This window comes from Acidobacteriota bacterium, from assembly GCA_026707545.1.
Classification (GTDB): domain Bacteria; phylum Acidobacteriota; class Thermoanaerobaculia; order Multivoradales; family Multivoraceae; genus Multivorans.
In genome coordinates this window covers 2,103,743-2,119,003 of sequence record JAPOWR010000001.1, presented here as the reverse complement: position 1 = coordinate 2,119,003, position 15,261 = coordinate 2,103,743, and the positions used below count along the sequence as shown (strand labels likewise).

Annotated in this window: 11 protein-coding genes; 6 read left to right on the top strand and 5 right to left on the bottom strand. The window is 67.9% G+C overall.

Annotation, left to right across the window (positions count from 1 at the left end; all coding sequences use genetic code 11):
- Positions 1 to 49: 49 nt before the first annotated feature.
- Complete coding sequence (locus tag OXG83_08295) at positions 50 to 1,225, bottom strand: CaiB/BaiF CoA-transferase family protein (protein MCY3965024.1); 1,176 nt, start codon at positions 1,223 to 1,225, stop codon at positions 50 to 52.
- 372 nt (positions 1,226 to 1,597) lie between these two features.
- Here OXG83_08295 and OXG83_08290 point away from each other — a divergent pair, with 372 nt between their 5' ends.
- The 3 genes from OXG83_08290 to OXG83_08280 are packed head-to-tail and all read left to right on the top strand — an operon-like array spanning position 1,598 to position 5,803.
- The gene (locus tag OXG83_08290; protein ID MCY3965023.1) at positions 1,598 to 3,244 is read left to right on the top strand and encodes an NAD(P)/FAD-dependent oxidoreductase; all 1,647 of its coding nucleotides are present in this window, start codon (positions 1,598 to 1,600) and stop codon (positions 3,242 to 3,244) included.
- Positions 3,241 to 4,995 carry a VWA domain-containing protein gene (locus OXG83_08285; protein ID MCY3965022.1) on the top strand — a complete coding sequence of 585 codons (1,755 nt, stop codon included), beginning with the start codon at positions 3,241 to 3,243 and terminating at the stop codon, positions 4,993 to 4,995. The genes OXG83_08290 and OXG83_08285 overlap by 4 nt, the downstream gene beginning before the upstream one ends.
- 37 nt (positions 4,996 to 5,032) lie before the next feature.
- Positions 5,033 to 5,803 (top strand): SDR family oxidoreductase, encoded by a 771-nt coding sequence (locus tag OXG83_08280; protein ID MCY3965021.1) that lies wholly within the window; start codon positions 5,033 to 5,035, stop codon positions 5,801 to 5,803.
- A 15-nt stretch (positions 5,804 to 5,818) separates the two neighbouring features.
- Here the strand turns inward: OXG83_08280 and OXG83_08275 are convergent, their stop codons facing one another.
- From OXG83_08275 to OXG83_08265, 3 genes are read right to left on the bottom strand one after another with little or no spacing between them, the layout of a single operon-like run.
- Positions 5,819 to 6,229: a DoxX family protein gene (locus tag OXG83_08275; protein ID MCY3965020.1), complete on the bottom strand. Its 411-nt coding sequence runs from the start codon at positions 6,227 to 6,229 to the stop codon at positions 5,819 to 5,821.
- A 58-nt stretch (positions 6,230 to 6,287) separates the two neighbouring features.
- Entirely contained in the window at positions 6,288 to 7,082 is a 795-nt protein-coding gene (locus tag OXG83_08270; protein ID MCY3965019.1) for a class I SAM-dependent methyltransferase, read from the bottom strand.
- Positions 7,083 to 7,094: 12 nt separating this feature from the next.
- Entirely contained in the window at positions 7,095 to 10,424 is a 3,330-nt protein-coding gene (locus tag OXG83_08265) for a PDZ domain-containing protein (protein ID MCY3965018.1), read from the bottom strand.
- 59 nt (positions 10,425 to 10,483) lie between these two features.
- On the opposite strand from OXG83_08265, the gene OXG83_08260 reads away from it, so the two are divergent.
- Positions 10,484 to 11,443, top strand: coding sequence for a TIM barrel protein (locus tag OXG83_08260; GenBank protein MCY3965017.1), 960 nt, complete (start codon positions 10,484 to 10,486; stop codon positions 11,441 to 11,443).
- 144 nt (positions 11,444 to 11,587) lie between these two features.
- Here the strand turns inward: OXG83_08260 and OXG83_08255 are convergent, their stop codons facing one another.
- Positions 11,588 to 12,193 (bottom strand): DUF2911 domain-containing protein, encoded by a 606-nt coding sequence (locus OXG83_08255; GenBank protein ID MCY3965016.1) that lies wholly within the window; start codon positions 12,191 to 12,193, stop codon positions 11,588 to 11,590.
- 497 nt (positions 12,194 to 12,690) lie between these two features.
- Between OXG83_08255 and OXG83_08250 the strand changes: the two genes are divergently transcribed.
- Entirely contained in the window at positions 12,691 to 13,956 is a 1,266-nt protein-coding gene (locus tag OXG83_08250) for a thiol-disulfide isomerase (protein MCY3965015.1), read from the top strand.
- Between the two features lie 22 nt (positions 13,957 to 13,978).
- Positions 13,979 to 15,247 (top strand): thiol-disulfide isomerase, encoded by a 1,269-nt coding sequence (locus OXG83_08245; GenBank protein ID MCY3965014.1) that lies wholly within the window; start codon positions 13,979 to 13,981, stop codon positions 15,245 to 15,247.
- Positions 15,248 to 15,261 lie beyond the last annotated feature (14 nt).

Genomic DNA, 15,261 nt, shown 5'->3' with positions numbered 1-15,261 from the left:
CGGGTGGCTCTTCCACCGTACCACCGCTAGCCGACCCGGGTGGCGGCGCCTAGTCGTCGCCCAGCAGTTCCGCGATCACCTCGTCCGTGTCGGCGCCGCAGACAGGCGGCGACCGCCGGTAGGTCACCGGCGTCTCGGACATCCTGATCGGGTTGGCGACCATCCTGACCGTGCCACTCCCGGCCAGCGGATGCGGCAGGTCGATCGTCATCCCGCGCGCCTCCGCCTGATCCGATGCCAGCGCCTCCTCGAGGTCGTGGATCGGCCCGCCGGGCACGCCGCGCGCCTCCAGGCCGGCCAGCACCTCGGCGCTGCTCAGCTTGCGCACGAGATCCGACAGTCGGGCCACCAGCTCGTCCCGGTGGGCGAGCCGGCCGGCGTTCTTCCGGTAGCGGTCGTCCGACGCCAGTTCGGGGGCGCCGAGGAGTTCGCAGAACCGCTCGTACTGGGCGTCGTTGCCGACCGCGACGATCACGTGGCCGTCCGCGGTTTCGAACACGCCGTAGGGAACGATGTTCGGGTGCTCGTTGCCGCGCCTCTGCGGCACGGCACCGGAGGTCAGGTAGTTCGTGCCCTCGTTGACCAGCCAGGCCATCTGCGTGTCGACCAGGGCGAGGTCGATGTGCTGGCCCCGGCCGGTACGGTCCCGGTGACGCAGCGCCGCCAGGATCGCCGTTGCCGCGTACATGCCGCACACGATGTCGGCAATGCCGACGCCGACCTTCATCGGCTCGCCGTCCGGTTCGCCGGTCAGGCTCATGATGCCGCCGTAGCCCTGGGCCAGCAGGTCGTAGCCGGCCCGGTGCGCGTTCGGCCCGGTCTGTCCGAAGCCGGTGATCGAGCAGTAGACGAGGCCGGGCAGATCGTCCTTCAGATCCTCGTAGCCGAGGCCGTAGCGGTGGAGGGTGCCGACCTTGAAGTTCTCGATCAACACGTCCGAACGGGCGGCCAGGCGTCGTACCAGATCCGAGCCTTCGGGGGTGGCGAGGTCGACCGCGACGGAGCGCTTGTTCCGGTTGGCACAGAGGTAGTACGCGCTCTCGCTCGTGTCTTCGCCGTCCGCATCGCGGACGAAGGGCGGTCCCCAGGACCGCGTGTCGTCGCCGCGCCCCGGTCGCTCGACCTTGATCACGTCCGCGCCGAGGTCGCCGAGCAGTTGGGTACAGGTGGGCCCGGCGAGGATGCGGGTCAGATCCAGAATGCGGAGGCCGTCGAGCGCTGGCATGTTTCGTGTTCGTGCCGGTAGGCGCGTCCGGTGGCTGTCGCCCGTACGCGAACCCGGTGCGTAGCATACGATTCCAGGCGATGCGCAAGTTCGACGCGGTGGTGGTCGGTGCCTCAGGGGCTACTGCGCCGGCCCGGCCGGTTGGGCGTGTTCATGCGTAGGTTCGACGCGGTGGTGGTCGGTGCCTCAGGGGTTACTGCGCCGGCCCGGCCGGTTGGGCGTGTTCATGCGTAGGTTCGACGCGGTGGTGGTCGGTGCCTCAGGGGTTACTGCGCCGGCCCGGCCGGTTGGGCGTGTTCATGCGTAGGTTCGACGCGGTGGTGGTCGGTGCCTCAGGGGTTACTGCGCCGGCCCGGCCGGTTGGGCGTGTTCATGCGTAGGTTCGACGTGGTGGTGGTCGGTGCGGGGTTTGCCGGCCTCTACATGATTCATCGCCTGCGGTCGCTCGGCTTCACCGTACGGGCGTTCGAGGTCGGCGACGGGGTCGGCGGCACCTGGTACTGGAACCGCTATCCGGGTGCCCGCTGCGATGTCGAGAGCCTGGAGTACTCGTACCAGTTCTCGGAGGAGCTCCAGCAGGAGTGGTCGTGGAGTGAGCGCTACTCAGGTCAGCCGGAGATCCTCCGCTACGCGAACCACGTGGCCGATCGCTTCGAGCTCCGGCGCGACATCGAGTTCGGCCGCCGCGTCGTCTCGACGCACTTCGACGAGGCGGCTTCGGGATGGCGGATCGAGGTTGCACCGGCGGATGGTTCGGCCTCCGCGCCTCTGGATGGCGATCACAACGGTAACCGGGCAGGGAACGAGACCGTCTTCGCTCGCTTTGTCGTCATGGCCACGGGGTGCCTGTCAGCGGCCAACCTGCCGGAGTTCCCAGGGATCGAGGACTTCGAGGGCGCGAAGTACCACACGGGCGCCTGGCCGCACGAGGGCGTCGACTTCACCGGGGTCAGGGTCGGCATCGTCGGCACCGGGTCGTCGGCGATCCAGGCGATTCCCGTGATCGCCGGGGAGGCGGCGCACCTGACCGTCTTCCAGCGAACGCCCAACTACTCCATTCCGGCCCACAACGGCGCGATGGACCGGGAACGCGAAGCCGAGGTCAAGGCGGAGTACCCGGCGTTCCGGCACCGCAACAGCCAAATGCCGGCCGGGCTCGGTGCCGACATGAACCCGATGAACGACGCGTTTGCGGAGGTCTCCCCGGAGGAACGCCGGCGGCGCTTCGAGGAGCGCTGGGAATACGGCGGCTTCTCCTTCATGGCTTCCTTCGCCGACATGCTGATGAGCCAGGAGGCGAACGATGCCGCCGCCGAGTTCGTGCGCGACAAGATCCGCGGCATCGTCGAGGACGCCGAAGTCGCCGACCTGCTCAGCCCGGACAACGTGATCGGCTGCAAGCGGATCTGTCTGGACAGCGGCTACTTCGACACCTTCAACCGTCCCAACGTGACGCTGGTCGACGTCAGTTCCGCGCCGATCGAGAGGATCACGAAGTCCGGACTCCGCACCGGCGGCCACGACTACGAACTGGACGCGATCGTCTTCGCCACGGGGTTCGACGCGATGACCGGGGCCCTGGCGCGGATCGACATCCGCGGCCGCGGCGGCCGGGCCCTGCGGTCGAAGTGGGAGGACGGTCCCCGCGCCTACCTCGGCCTCGGCGTCGCCGGTTTCCCCAATCTGTTCGTGATCACCGGCCCGGGGAGTCCTTCCGTGCTCTCGAACATGCTGCCGTCGATCGAGCAGCACGTGAACTGGATCGCCGACTGCATGGCCTGGATGCGGGATCGCGGCCACGCCGCGATCGAAGCGACGCCCGAGGCCGAAGACGAGTGGGTCGCTCACGTCGGCGAAGTTGCCGGCGCGACCCTCTATCCCACCTGCAACTCCTGGTACCTGGGCGCCAACGTGCCCGGGAAGCCTCGGGTGTTCATGCCCTATCTCGGCTTTCCTCCCTACGTGGAGAAATGCGACGCGGTAGCGGCCAACGACTATGAGGGGTTCGAACTGTCATGAGATACAGAACCGGCCTCGTTTCTTCTTCCGTGGTAGCACTTCTGGTCGCGGCGGCTTCGGTCACCGCTAAGCAGGAGACAGAAGCGCCTGCCGGCGCCATCCAGGAGACCGTCGACGTCGAGGTCGTGAACGTCGACGTCCAGGTGGTCGACCGGCAGGGCATGCCGGTTTCCGGGCTGGACCTCTCCAACTTCCAGGTCTTCGAGAACGGCGAGCGGGTCGAGCCGGTCAACTTCTATGAAGTCGTGCGAGAAGACCCGGACGCCAACGCGCCGATCTGGCTCGTGCTGTACTTCGATCAGCACAACATGCTGTCCGCGAACCGCGACCGCGCCCTGGCGGAGTTGGAGGTCGACCTTCCGGCGGTGCTCGAGGATCGCCGGGTACGGGTCATGGTCGCCGCCCACGACCAGAAACCGGAAGTGATTCAGGACTTCACGCGGAACTTCGGGGCCATTCGGGGTGCCTTGACCTCCTTGAAGGGCCAGGAGACGGTCGGCGACGCGCGAGACGGCCTCCGGCAAAGCGCCCAGCTCTCCGTGACGGACATCTTCCAGCGGATGCGCAGCCGCGACCGCCTCGACCGCCAGAACGCGGGCCTCGCGATCGACGCCCTGCTGGGCGAAATGAGGACGTACGCCCGCGAGGTTCACGCCGACTCGCTGGAGACCTTCGATGCGCTCGGGAACTTCGTGCGTACGCTGGCCTGGCTCGAGGGCCGCAAGGCGCTCGTCTTCGTCTCCGACGGTGTGGCCGAACGGCCCGTGGGTACTCTGATGGAGCACATCCAGGACCTGCTCACGGGCGGCGCCAGTGACGCCGGGGCCCTGGTCGAGAGGGCGGGCGGCGGTCAGGCCCCCGGCACGCCGGGCACCGGCGGCCTCTTCGACCGCGATGCGAGCATGGAGGTCGGCCGCCTGCAGCAGGAGGTCGAGCAGTACCGGGCAACGGCGACGATTCAGGCCATCGTGGCCGAGGCGAACACGTACGGCGTGACGCTGGTCGCGGCAAAGCCGCCGCCGGGCGACGCGGCGACGAGCGCCAGGCGCTCCAGGGGCCGCGGCTCACTGATCGAGATCGCGGACCGCCGGGAAGCGCTCCACAGTCTGGCCGATGGGACGGGCGGCGTTGCCCGCACCGGCGGCGGGAGACTGACCGGCCTGCTGACCAAGGCCGTGGGCGGCATGCAGTCGTACTACTCGCTCGGACTGTCGTCGGCGGACAAGTTCGAGGGTGAGTTCACCTCGATCGAGGTGAGGGTGCGCGGCGTGAGGGGCGCCACGGCCAACTACCGCCAGAGCTACGTGAAGAAGGGGGTCCGCTCGCGCATTTCGGAGAGGGCGCTGGCGGCCGCGTTCGTCGGCCAGAGCGACAACCAGCACCGGATGGAGGTCAGTGTCGACGCGATGATGCCCGTCGAGGGAGAGGACCTGTTCGATGTGCAGATGTGGATCGAGTTCCCGATCAATAGCGTCGAACTGGTCGAGGTAGACGGCATCCACCGCTCCGCCACGCGGCTCGTCGTCGTGGCGATGGACGACGAGGACGAATTGACCGCGGCGCAGCATCTGGAAGTGCCGCTGCAGGTGCCGGGGGAAGCGCTTGCGGAGGCCCTCGAGAGCCACTACAGGGCCGGGTTGAGGATTCGCCTGCCCCCGGGTCGGCAGCGGATCGCGCTGGGCCTCTGGGATCAGGTGGCGCGGTCCGGTTCCGTGCTGACCGACGCGCTGACCGTGGGCACGCCGCAGTAGCCGGGCCGTCCGTCCGATCTGGAAAGGAACTCCGATGATGAAGAACCTGTTCGACGTTTCCGGCAAGGTGGCCGTGGTCACCGGGGGCTCTCGCGGCATCGGCGCGATGATCGCCCGCGGCTACGTGGAGAACGGCGTGCGCACCTACATCAGCTCGCGCAAGGCGCCGGTCTGCGATGCGATGGCGGAGGAACTCTCAGCCCACGGCGAGTGCATCTCGCTGCCGAACGACCTGTCGACGATCGAGGGGGTGGAGCGTTTCCGCGCCGAGTTCAGGGAGCGCGAGGAGGAGCTTCACATCCTGGTCAACAACGCCGGCGCCGCCTGGGGAGCGCCGCTTGAGGAGTTCCCGGAGTCCGGCTGGGACAAGGTGATGGACATCAACCTGAAGGGACCGTTCTACCTGAGCGTCAAGCTGCTGCCCGAGCTGCGCGCCGCGGCAACGGAGGACGACCCGGCGCGGGTGATCAACATCGCCTCGATCGACGGCTTGCACGTGAACCCGCAGGAGCACTATCCCTACAGCGCCAGCAAGGCCGGCATGATCCACCTGACCCGGGCCCTCGCACGCCGCCTCGCGCCCGAGGACATCACGGTGAACGCCGTCTGTCCGGGGCCGTTCGAGAGCAAGATGATGGAGTACAACCTGCGCAAGTTCGGCGACGAGATCCGCGCCCGCAACCCGCGCAAGCGGATCGGCACGCCGGAGGACATGGCCGGCGTTTCGATCTACCTGGCGTCCCGCGCCGCGGCCTACGTCACCGGCGCCGCCATCCCGGTCGACGGCGGCATCTTCGCGGTGAGCTGAGGGTCTCGGTCTGTTTCAGTCCTCGTCGCCGCCGATGCTGCACATGCCGTTGCCCTTGGCGGCGATGTAGAGGAAGACGAAGCAGAAGAGAACGGCTGTTTCTCCGCCGTTCGTGAGCGGCATCACGGCGTGCCAGATCGGCTGGTCGTCGCCCAGGCGCGTGGCGTGGCCGAGGAAGTAGGCGAAGGCCATCAGGCCGCTGGCGAGAAAGGCGACGGGGCGGGTGAACAGGCCGACCATGATCAGCGCGCCGCCGATCAGCTCGATGGGTCCGGCGATGTAGAGGATGAAGGTCGGGGCGCCTTCGGGAGTCGGAAGAGGGAAGCCCAGGAGTTTCTGCGCCCCATGCCAGAGGAAGAGGAAGCCGGCGACGATCCGCAGCGCGGCATAGGTCTGGGGCTGGCAGTTCTTGAGCGAGTCGAGCATCGCGTTCCTCCCTGGGCTGTTGTGGCGTGGGGCTAGCCTACCGTCCCGTTCGAGGCCTCTACGGCGACAGAAGGTCTTCGTCTCTGGTCGCGATCAGCAGCCGGTGCGGCCGGTCCTTGATCAGGCTGCGCTCGAAGGGCACGATGCGGAACGCCCAATCCCGGAGCGCCCGGAATTCCTCGAAGTTGCGGTGGATCGTGAAGATGCCGATGGTTCGGTGGTGCGAGATCGCCTCGAACTCGCACCAGAAGTCAGCGAGGGACCAGTGGAAGCCGGCGGCGTAGAAGGAGTACACGAGGTCGTAGGGACCGGGCAGAGCGTCCAGGCGGTGGTTCAGTGCGTGGGCGTCGAACACGCGGACGTTCGGCACCTCGTTGTACTCCAGCACCTCGCGCAGCGCGGTGAGGTCGCCGCAGAAGGAGCGGTCGGTCCGTTCCCCGCTGCGTGGATAGTCGATCCGGGGACCGTCGCCGTCGTAGAGGTGGAACTCGGTGTCGTTCCAGTCGAGGATGCGCCGGAGAAAGGCGGTCGAGCGGCCAAGGCCGCAACCGATGTCGAGCGCCCTACCGGGACTCGGCATGGACCGGAGCACCGGTTCCGCGGCGTCGAACTCGCCCCAGCAGGACCCGTTCTGGGTCAGCTCCCAGAACGATCGCGAAGACTCTCCGGGTTCGAGATGAAACTGGGGCGACAGGCGGGAGATCGCCGCCACCATCTCGGCCGTCATCGGCGGCGACCGGAAGTGCCGTTCCCGGTCCCGGAAGCGCGGGTGGATGTCGGCCACCGAGAGCTCGCGCCGGGTGCGCTTGCGCCACTCGGCGCGCAGCCGTGGTAACAGGAAGCTGACGTTCACCGGCGGGAGGATCTAGCGACGCACCCGGATCGGAAACGGCGGCTTTGCCGGTTCGGGCGGCGGGCTCGCCTCCAGTTGCTCCAGGACGATCTCGATCGCCTTCTCGAGCTGCGGGTCGCGGCCGGCGATGATGTCGGCGGGCCACTGTTCGACGTCGATGTCGGGCGGCACGCCGACGTTCTCGACGACGAAGCCGTCCTCGGTCCAGATCGCCAGGTTCGGGGCGGTGACGAAGCCGCCGTCCATCAGGATGGGGAAGCCGAGGGTGCCGACCAGACCGCCCCAGGTCCGCTTGCCGACCAGCGGGCCGAGGCCGAGCTTGCGGAACATCCACGGCAGCAGGTCCCCGCCGGAACCTGCGGTCTCGTCGATGATCATGACCTTCGGCCCCAGGATGGCCGCGCTTGGAGTGCGGAAGTCGGCGCCATAGCGGGTCGCCCAGTGGCTGATGTAGGGGCGCCGCAGGTGGTCGATGTAGTAGTCCGCTACCTGGCCGCCGCCGTTGAAGCGCTCGTCGACGATCAGCGCCTGCTTGTGGACCTGCGGGAAGAAGTAGCGCTTGAAGTAGGTGTGGCCGAGGGTGGTCGTGTTGGGGACGTAGACGTAGGCGACTCGGCCGTCGGTGGCCTCGTCGACCTTGGCCAGGTTGCCCTCGACCCACTCCCGGTTGCGGAGCGCCGACTCGTTCGGGATCGGGACCACGGACACGGTTCGTGAGCCTGAACCGTCCGCGTTCGGACCGACCGTGATGTCCGTGATCTTTCCGGCGGTGTTCTCGAAGCGCTCGAACACGTTGTCGGCTGCTTCGAGGTCGACGCCGCCCACGGCAAGCAGATACTCGCCGGCGGAAACCGAGACGCCTGGCTCCGTGAGCGGCGCGCGTAGCTCCGGGTTCCAGTTCAGGCCGCCCAGGACGTGGGCGAAGCGGTAGCGGCCATCGGCGATCTCGAAGTCCGCGCCGAGCAGGCCCCCGCCCACGCGCTCCGGGTCGGCTCGCCGGTCGCCGCCGCCGACCCGATGGTGGCCGACCGCGATTTCGCTGCACATCCAGCGCAGCACCTTGTTCAGGTCTGCGCGGGTGGTGAGGTCGACCAGGAAGCCGCTGTACTTCTCCGCCATCGCCGGCCAGTCGGCGCCGTGCATGCCGGGGTCGTAGAAGTAGTCGCGGTTGATCCGCCAGACCTCGTCGTAGATCTGTTTCCACTCGGCGCGCGGATCGATGCGGACGGTGAGCTTGTCGACCGGGATCGCGCTCTCTCCGCGGTTGATCTTGCTGCCGGCGTTCGCGATGCCGAAGTCGTTCTGGCCGGCATAGAGGAGCTTCTTGCCGTCGGCGCTGAGCGAGAAGCCGCTGACGCCGGAGAGCAGCACCGTTTCCTCACGATCCTCCAGGTTGAAGAGGACGAGATCGCCGCCGCCCCCGCCGAACCGGCCCGCCGGCTGCGAGCGGAGGTAGTAGAGCTTGCCCGCTTCGCCGGCTTCCAGGTTGCTGTAGCCGCCGGCCCGGACGGGCAGTGCGAGGATGCGCTGGTTCAGACCTTCGAAGTCGATCTCGACCCTCGGCCCTTCGTCCTCTTCACCGTCGCTGTCGGCTTCCGCTTCGACCTCGGTGGAGTCGCCTGCCTCGGCCTCCGCCTCGTCTTCGTCCGGCTCCACGGCCTCCTCGTCACTCTCCGCGGCGAGCGGCGATTCGTCGTCCTGGCGCAGGACCGCGAGATAGATCGCGCTCGACAGTTCCATGTCCGCGTTCGACATGGCGAACCAGTGCTTCACCGGTCCGGCATCGGTCGAGGCGCGGAAGTACAGGTAGTCGCCGCTCCGGTCGAAGACCGGTTCGCCGACCTCGCTCAGCCCGTCGGTCACTGGGTGGGATGTTCCTGCTTCCACGTCGTAGACGAACACCTGCTGCATGTAGGAGCGGGTGTTCAACGTGTAGGCGACGTAGCGTGAGTCCGGCGCCCAGGAGTGGCCGGGGCGGGGCGGGAAGGACGGGCCGTAGTAGTACTCGCTCGCCACCTTTGCCACGTCGCCGCTGTCGAGATCGATGACGAACAGCGTCATCGAGTTGTCGACGTAGCTGATCCTCTCGCCGTCGGGCGACCACTCGGGGCCGTGGTAGAAGCCGTTGCCGCCGCGTTCGCCGCCCAGCTCGTAGCGGCGAACCTCGCCGCTCTCCTGGTCCCGGACGTGGAGTCCGTACTCGCCGCCCTGGTCCGAGAAGAAGGCGATGCTCGCTCCGTCCGGTGACCAGGACGGATCGCGCTCGTGCACCCCGGGCGTCCGGGTCAGGTTACGGGCGTCCCCCTTCTTGGCCGGCAAGGTCAGCACCTCGCCCCGATAGCCGAACACGGCGCGGGCGCCGGTTGGAGAGATGGACGCGCTCCTGATGTTCTCGGGCCCTTCGACCCAGCGGGGCCTGGTCTCGGTCAGGTCGGCCGCGACGCCGATCCGAAGGCGTTCATGCCGGTCCGAGGCGGGATCGTAGACGTGTAGGTGGCCCGCCTGCTCGTAGATCACGGTGTCGGACGAACCCGAGAGATCCTCGACGTGGAAGTCCTCGAAGTCGGAGTGCCGGACGATCTCGCCGCTGCCCGTGTCGAAGGAATACAGGTTGAACTCGCCGTCCCGGTCGGAACGGAAGAAGACCCGGTTGCCGATCCAGGTCGGGTTCGTGTCGTTGGAGCGGCCCTCGGGCTGGGGGATCGTCTGCACCGAGTGGTCCCCGGTGTCGTAGATCCAGATGCGCGACGTTGTGCCGCCGCGGTAGTTCTTCCACTGCTGGAAGCGCTCCGGCGTCGGGATGTAGGCGATGCGGCGGCCGTCGGACGAATAGCTGGCGCGCAGCCCGTGCGGGATCGGCAGCTTCGCGGGCAGCCCGCCGGTCAGCGGCACGGTGAAGAGCTGGAAGTGGCGGTTCGTGAACATGCTGCGCTGGGAAGCGAACAGCACGGCCGAACCGTCGACGGTGAAGCCCTGAACCAGATCGGCGCCCGGGTGCCAGGTGAGCCGCTTCGGCTCGCCGCCCGCGGCGGGCATGACGAAGACGTCGATGTTGCCGTCGTACTCGGCGTTGAACGCGACCAGGGTGCCGTCGGGGGAGAAGCGGGGACCGGTCTCCGTCCCCTCGTGGGAGGTCAACCTTCGCGCTCCGGCGCCGTCGCGGCCGGCGATCCAGAGGTCACCGGCGTAGGCGAACGCCACGTGCTCGGCGCTGACCGCGGGCTGGGACAGCAGCCTCGTGTCCGTGACGTCGATCGCGTGAAGCGCGGGCGCCAGCGTGCCGGTTGCAACAGCGACGATGGCAGGGGTCAGAAAGCGGATCCTGTTCGCGGTTGGATTCATGTGGGTCCCTCGGAAGTCGGGTCGGTTCTGGCCGTTTCAGCGGCTGGTACTCTGCCACGATGCGCAACAAAACAGTCGGTCCTCCTGATAGCAGCCGGATTCCGCGTCGGCAGTTTCTCGCCGGAGGCGCCGCGGCGGCAACGGCGCTTGCCGTCGGCGCGGCTCCCGGGACGTCCGCTGCCCGTGCCGCCCAGCGTGAAGACGGAGGCGCATTCCAGCTCAAGTACGCGCCCCACTTCGGGATGTTCCGGCACCACGCCGGTAACGACCACATCGACCAGCTTCGCTTCATGCACGATGAGGGTTTCCGGGCCCTCGAGGACAACGGCATGGGCGGTCGCGAGCTGGCGCTGCAGGAGAAGATCGCCGCGGAACTCGACCGTCTGGGGATGGAGATGGGCGTCTTCGTCGCCCACACCTCCTGGGGCGGCGTGAGTTTCGCCTCCTCCGACTCTTCGGCCCGCGAGGCGATCGAGGCGGACATGAGGAAGGCGGTCGAGGTCGGCAAGAGGGTGAACGCGACGTGGTGCACCGTCGTCCCGGGTCAGCTCGATCCGGGCCTGGAGTGGGAGTACCAGACCGCCAACGTGATCGAGAACCTGAAGCGTGCCGCCGCGATCCTGGAGCCGGCGGGTCTGGTCGCGGTGCTGGAGCCGCTCAACCACTGGACGAACCACCCCGGCGTGTTCCTGACGGGGATTCCTCAGGCGTACCAGATCTGCAAGGCGGTCGGGTCGCCCTCGGTCAAGATCCTGGACGACCTCTACCACCAGCAGATCACCGAGGGGAACCTGATTCCGAACCTCGACCGGGCCTGGGACGAGATCGCCTACATCCAGGTGGGCGACAACCCGGGGCGCAAGGAGCCGACCACTGGCGAGATCAACTACCTCAACGTCTTCCGGCACCTGAAGAGCAGGGGCTTCGACGGCATCGTCGGCATGGAGCACGGGAACTCGAAGCCGGGCCGCGAGGGTGAGCGGGCTGTGATCGACGCCTACCGCGAGTGCGACGCCTGAGCACCGGGCGCGGTTTGGGCGTGACCGTCGGCGGGCTGTTCGAGTATGCCTGCCACAAAGGCGAATTGGGCGGTCCCGAACGTGCCGAGCGGCGCCCGGGCCGAGGAGGCCCGGGCCGCCGCGGAGGACTGAGCTAGCCGAGAGCTATTGGGCGATGCCGAACGGCAGGACGCCCATCTGGTTGTCCCACATCACGACGATCGCACCGCCGGCGTCCGAGACGTCGGTGAAGAGGATCGTCATCTGGTCGATGGAGAAGTCCTCTGTCGAGGTCATCATGCTGGCGCGCACGACATCGTGCTCCGGGTTGTAGCCGTAGGCGCCCCAGGTGAGGCCCTCTTCCATCTTGGCGCGGTCGAACGTCTCCATGTAGCCCTGTTTCGAGATGATCGCGGTCCAGGCGCCGTCCTTCAGGTCGATGAAAAAGCTGTACTCGCCCGCGGGCACCGTCGTTCCGCCGATCATCAGGTCGGCTTCCGTCTTGATCCGGGTCGTCACGTTCGCCCCTACCCGCCAGACGGGACCGCCGGCGTTGGCCGCCTGGCCGTACGTCTCGCCGGAGCCGAAGTAGCCGCTGCGTCCTCGCAGGATCGGCCGGCTGTAAGTGATGTCGATCCACGCGTCGCCGATCTGGGTCGCCGCCGCGCCTTCGGGGCTGGCGGGTCGATCCTGCGCTGCGGTGGGGGCGAAGCCGATCACGGCGAGGCACAGGCTGAGGATGAGAACGCGGCAGGCAGTCTGTCGGTACATTGGTCTCTGGGTCTCCTGGGGGGATGGGGATGCTGCTAGGTGGAGGCGGGACTCTAGCAGCTTGGTTTTCGACTCTGGCCGGACGCCGACGCTGTTGTCGGCTCAATGATTCGGAACCTACGTTCTTGTCGCGCATCGAGCACTCGAACGGATCGGGATGCGGGCCGATTCTCGCGCCGTGCGTGGGCCGTTCCCGGAAGCGTCCGACTCCCGCGCTTCTGGCATGGGGGTTGCTGCGGTCGGAGTGAGCCAGCCCGGTGCAGCCAGGTTTCCGGCGAGGGCGGGTTCCATGCGACCCGAACTGGCCTCACCGGCGGCCCGCTGAGCTCCAACGGGTTGTCGAGGGCGTGGGGCGGACGGCGGATCCGGGCTTCCCTCCTTGTCCGCTCCGCCGTCCGCCTACACGCATTTGGAGCACAACCGCCCGTTCGGGATCGGGCGGTTGCGGTAGTGTCTCGCCAGTGCTCGGTTCCGTTGGAGGGTTGGGCCTGCATCTCGTGAGGACGGGAGTCGTCGTCGCCGGGTGCCTTGTGGCCGCCGGTCCGGCCGCGGCGGCGGCTGACGGTGCGACGGTCTTCAGCACCGACGTGGCGCCGATCCTGATGCGCCACTGCGTCGGCTGCCACCGGCCGGGCGAGATCGCGCCCATGTCGCTCCTGACGTACCGCGAGGCGCGGCCCTGGGCACGATCGATCCAACGGGTCGTCTCGAGTGGCCGGATGCCGCCGTGGTTTGCGAATCCCGAGCACGGCAAGTGGGCGAACGACGCCCGGCTGAGCCCTGAGGAAATCGAGACGATCGTCGCCTGGGTGGAGGGCGGCGCCAAGCCCGGCGATCCGGCGCGGATGCCCGAGCAGCCGCGGTTCAGGGATGGCTGGCAGTTGGGTGAACCGGACTACGTGATCGAACTGCCGCCCGTCACCGTGCCGGCGACTGGTCCGGACCTGGCTCCCACTCAGCTCGTGCGGCTGGACATTCCTGAGCGCCGCTGGGTGCGGGCGGTGGAGTTCCAGCCCGGCGACCGCACCGTGAATCACCACCAGATCGCCTTCATGGGCGGATTCGGCGGCATGGGTGCGGGCAACAGCCAGGAGCGGCCGGACGGCGAGCGGCGCGGGAAAGCCCCCGGCGTCGACGTGAAGATCTTCGCGGTCTGGGCGGCCGGCGCGGCGCCTACCGTGTTCCCGGACGGCGCCGGGCGCTGGGTGGACCCCGGCACCTTGCTGCTGCTCAACCAGCACTACCATCCGAACGGTGACTCGGAGCGTACCGACAGGACCCGGATCGGCCTCTTCTTCGGCGAGGGCCCGCTGGAGATCGAGGTGGAGGCGATCCTCGCTGGCAGGATGGACTTCACGATCCCGGCCGGCGCTCCGGACCATCGGATCGTGGCCCACCACGAACTCGGGGCGGATTCGCGGATCGTGTCCTACTTCGCGCACATGCACATGCGCGGCCGGGCCATGTCGTTCACCGCGGTGTACCCGGACGGCAGCCGCGAGATCCTCCTGGACGTGCCGGAGTACGACTTCGACTGGCAGCTCTTCTACTACCCGGAGGCGCCGAAAGTACTGCCGGCCGGAAGCGTGGTCGAGGTCGTGGCGCGCTACGACAACTCCGCGACGAACCCCCGCAACCCGGATCCGACCCTCGATATCGGCTTCGGCTTCCACTCGACGGACGAGATGATGGTCGGCATTTTCGAGCTGATCGAAGTTGCTTCGGACGAGAGCGCGGAGTCGGACGCGACCGGCGGCGAGTGACCGCAATGACAGGATCCTGATCATGGTGCGTTCGATGTTCCAGATGGCCACGGTTGCCGTCCTTGGCCTCGCCTCGGCGCTCGCCCTGCCGGCTGGCGCCGCCGACGCCGACTCGAGGGTCTTCAGCAACGACGTGGCGCCGATTCTGATGCGCCACTGCGTCGGCTGCCACCGGCCGGGCGAGATCGCGCCGATGTCGCTCCTGACCTACCGCGACGCGCGGCCGTGGGCCCGGTCGATTCAGCGCGTCGTCGCCAGCGGCGAGATGCCGCCGTGGTTTGCGAGCCCCGAGCACGGCGAGTGGACGAACGACGCACGGCTGAGCCAGTTGGAGATCGACACGATCGTCTCCTGGGTCGAAGGCGGGGCGAAACCGGGCGATCCGGCGGCGATGCCCGAGCCGCCCGAGTTCACGGAGGGCTGGCGTCTGGGCGAACCGGACTACGTGATCGAGTTGCCGGAGGTCACGGTGCCGGCGGACGGGCCGGATCTGTTCCCGAATCAGTTCGTGCTGCTGAACATCCCGGAGCGCCGCTGGGTGAGAGCGGTGGAGTTCCGGCCGGGCGACCGTACGGTGAACCACCATCAGGTTGCCTTCATGGTCAACCTGAACCAGGAGCGCGAGGCGGAGAACATCCGGGGCGAGACCGACGGCGTTGAGGACGACGGACGCTTCAACGTTCTTGCGATCTGGGCCGCCGGCACGGCACCGACCGTGTTCCCGGACGGCGCCGGGCGTTGGGTAGAGCCCGGAGAGCTTCTGGTCATGAACCAGCACTACCACCCGAACGGCAGGTCCGAGACGACGGACAGGACCCGGATCGGCCTCTACTTCGGCGATGGAGAGATGGAGGCCGAGATCTCCGCCATCCTCGCGGGAACGACGGATTTCTCGATTCCGGCGGGCGCCTCCGAGCACCGGCTCGAGGCCCGGCACGAGGTGAAGACCGCTTCGAAGATCGTCTCCTACTTCCCGCACATGCACATGCGCGGCAAGCGGATGTCGTTCACCGCGGTTTACCCGGACGGCCGCCGCGAGACTCTTCTGGACGTGCCGGAGTACGACTTCGACTGGCAACTCTTCTACTACCCGGAGGAGCCCAAGCTCCTACCCGAGGGAAGCGTGATCGAGATCGTCGCGGTCTACGACAACTCTGCCGACAATCCGGACAACCCCGACCCAACCCGCGACGTCGGCTTCGGCCTCGAGTCGACGGACGAGATGATGTTCGGCGTCTTCGAGTTGATTGAACTCGGATCGGCGGAGTCGGCCGCGACCGGCGGGGAGTGACCGGCGGCGGCTAC

Coding starts and splice junctions, on each gene's coding strand:
- OXG83_08275 (MCY3965020.1), bottom strand. CDS start 6,229: ATGCTCGACTCGCTCAAGAACTGCCAGCCCCAGACCTATGCCGCGCTG.
- OXG83_08295 (MCY3965024.1), bottom strand. CDS start 1,225: ATGCCAGCGCTCGACGGCCTCCGCATTCTGGATCTGACCCGCATCCTC.
- OXG83_08245 (MCY3965014.1), top strand. CDS start 13,979: ATGGTGCGTTCGATGTTCCAGATGGCCACGGTTGCCGTCCTTGGCCTC.
- OXG83_08280 (MCY3965021.1), top strand. CDS start 5,033: ATGAAGAACCTGTTCGACGTTTCCGGCAAGGTGGCCGTGGTCACCGGG.
- OXG83_08255 (MCY3965016.1), bottom strand. CDS start 12,193: ATGTACCGACAGACTGCCTGCCGCGTTCTCATCCTCAGCCTGTGCCTC.
- OXG83_08260 (MCY3965017.1), top strand. CDS start 10,484: ATGCGCAACAAAACAGTCGGTCCTCCTGATAGCAGCCGGATTCCGCGT.
- OXG83_08285 (MCY3965022.1), top strand. CDS start 3,241: ATGAGATACAGAACCGGCCTCGTTTCTTCTTCCGTGGTAGCACTTCTG.
- OXG83_08265 (MCY3965018.1), bottom strand. CDS start 10,424: ATGAATCCAACCGCGAACAGGATCCGCTTTCTGACCCCTGCCATCGTC.
- OXG83_08290 (MCY3965023.1), top strand. CDS start 1,598: ATGCGTAGGTTCGACGTGGTGGTGGTCGGTGCGGGGTTTGCCGGCCTC.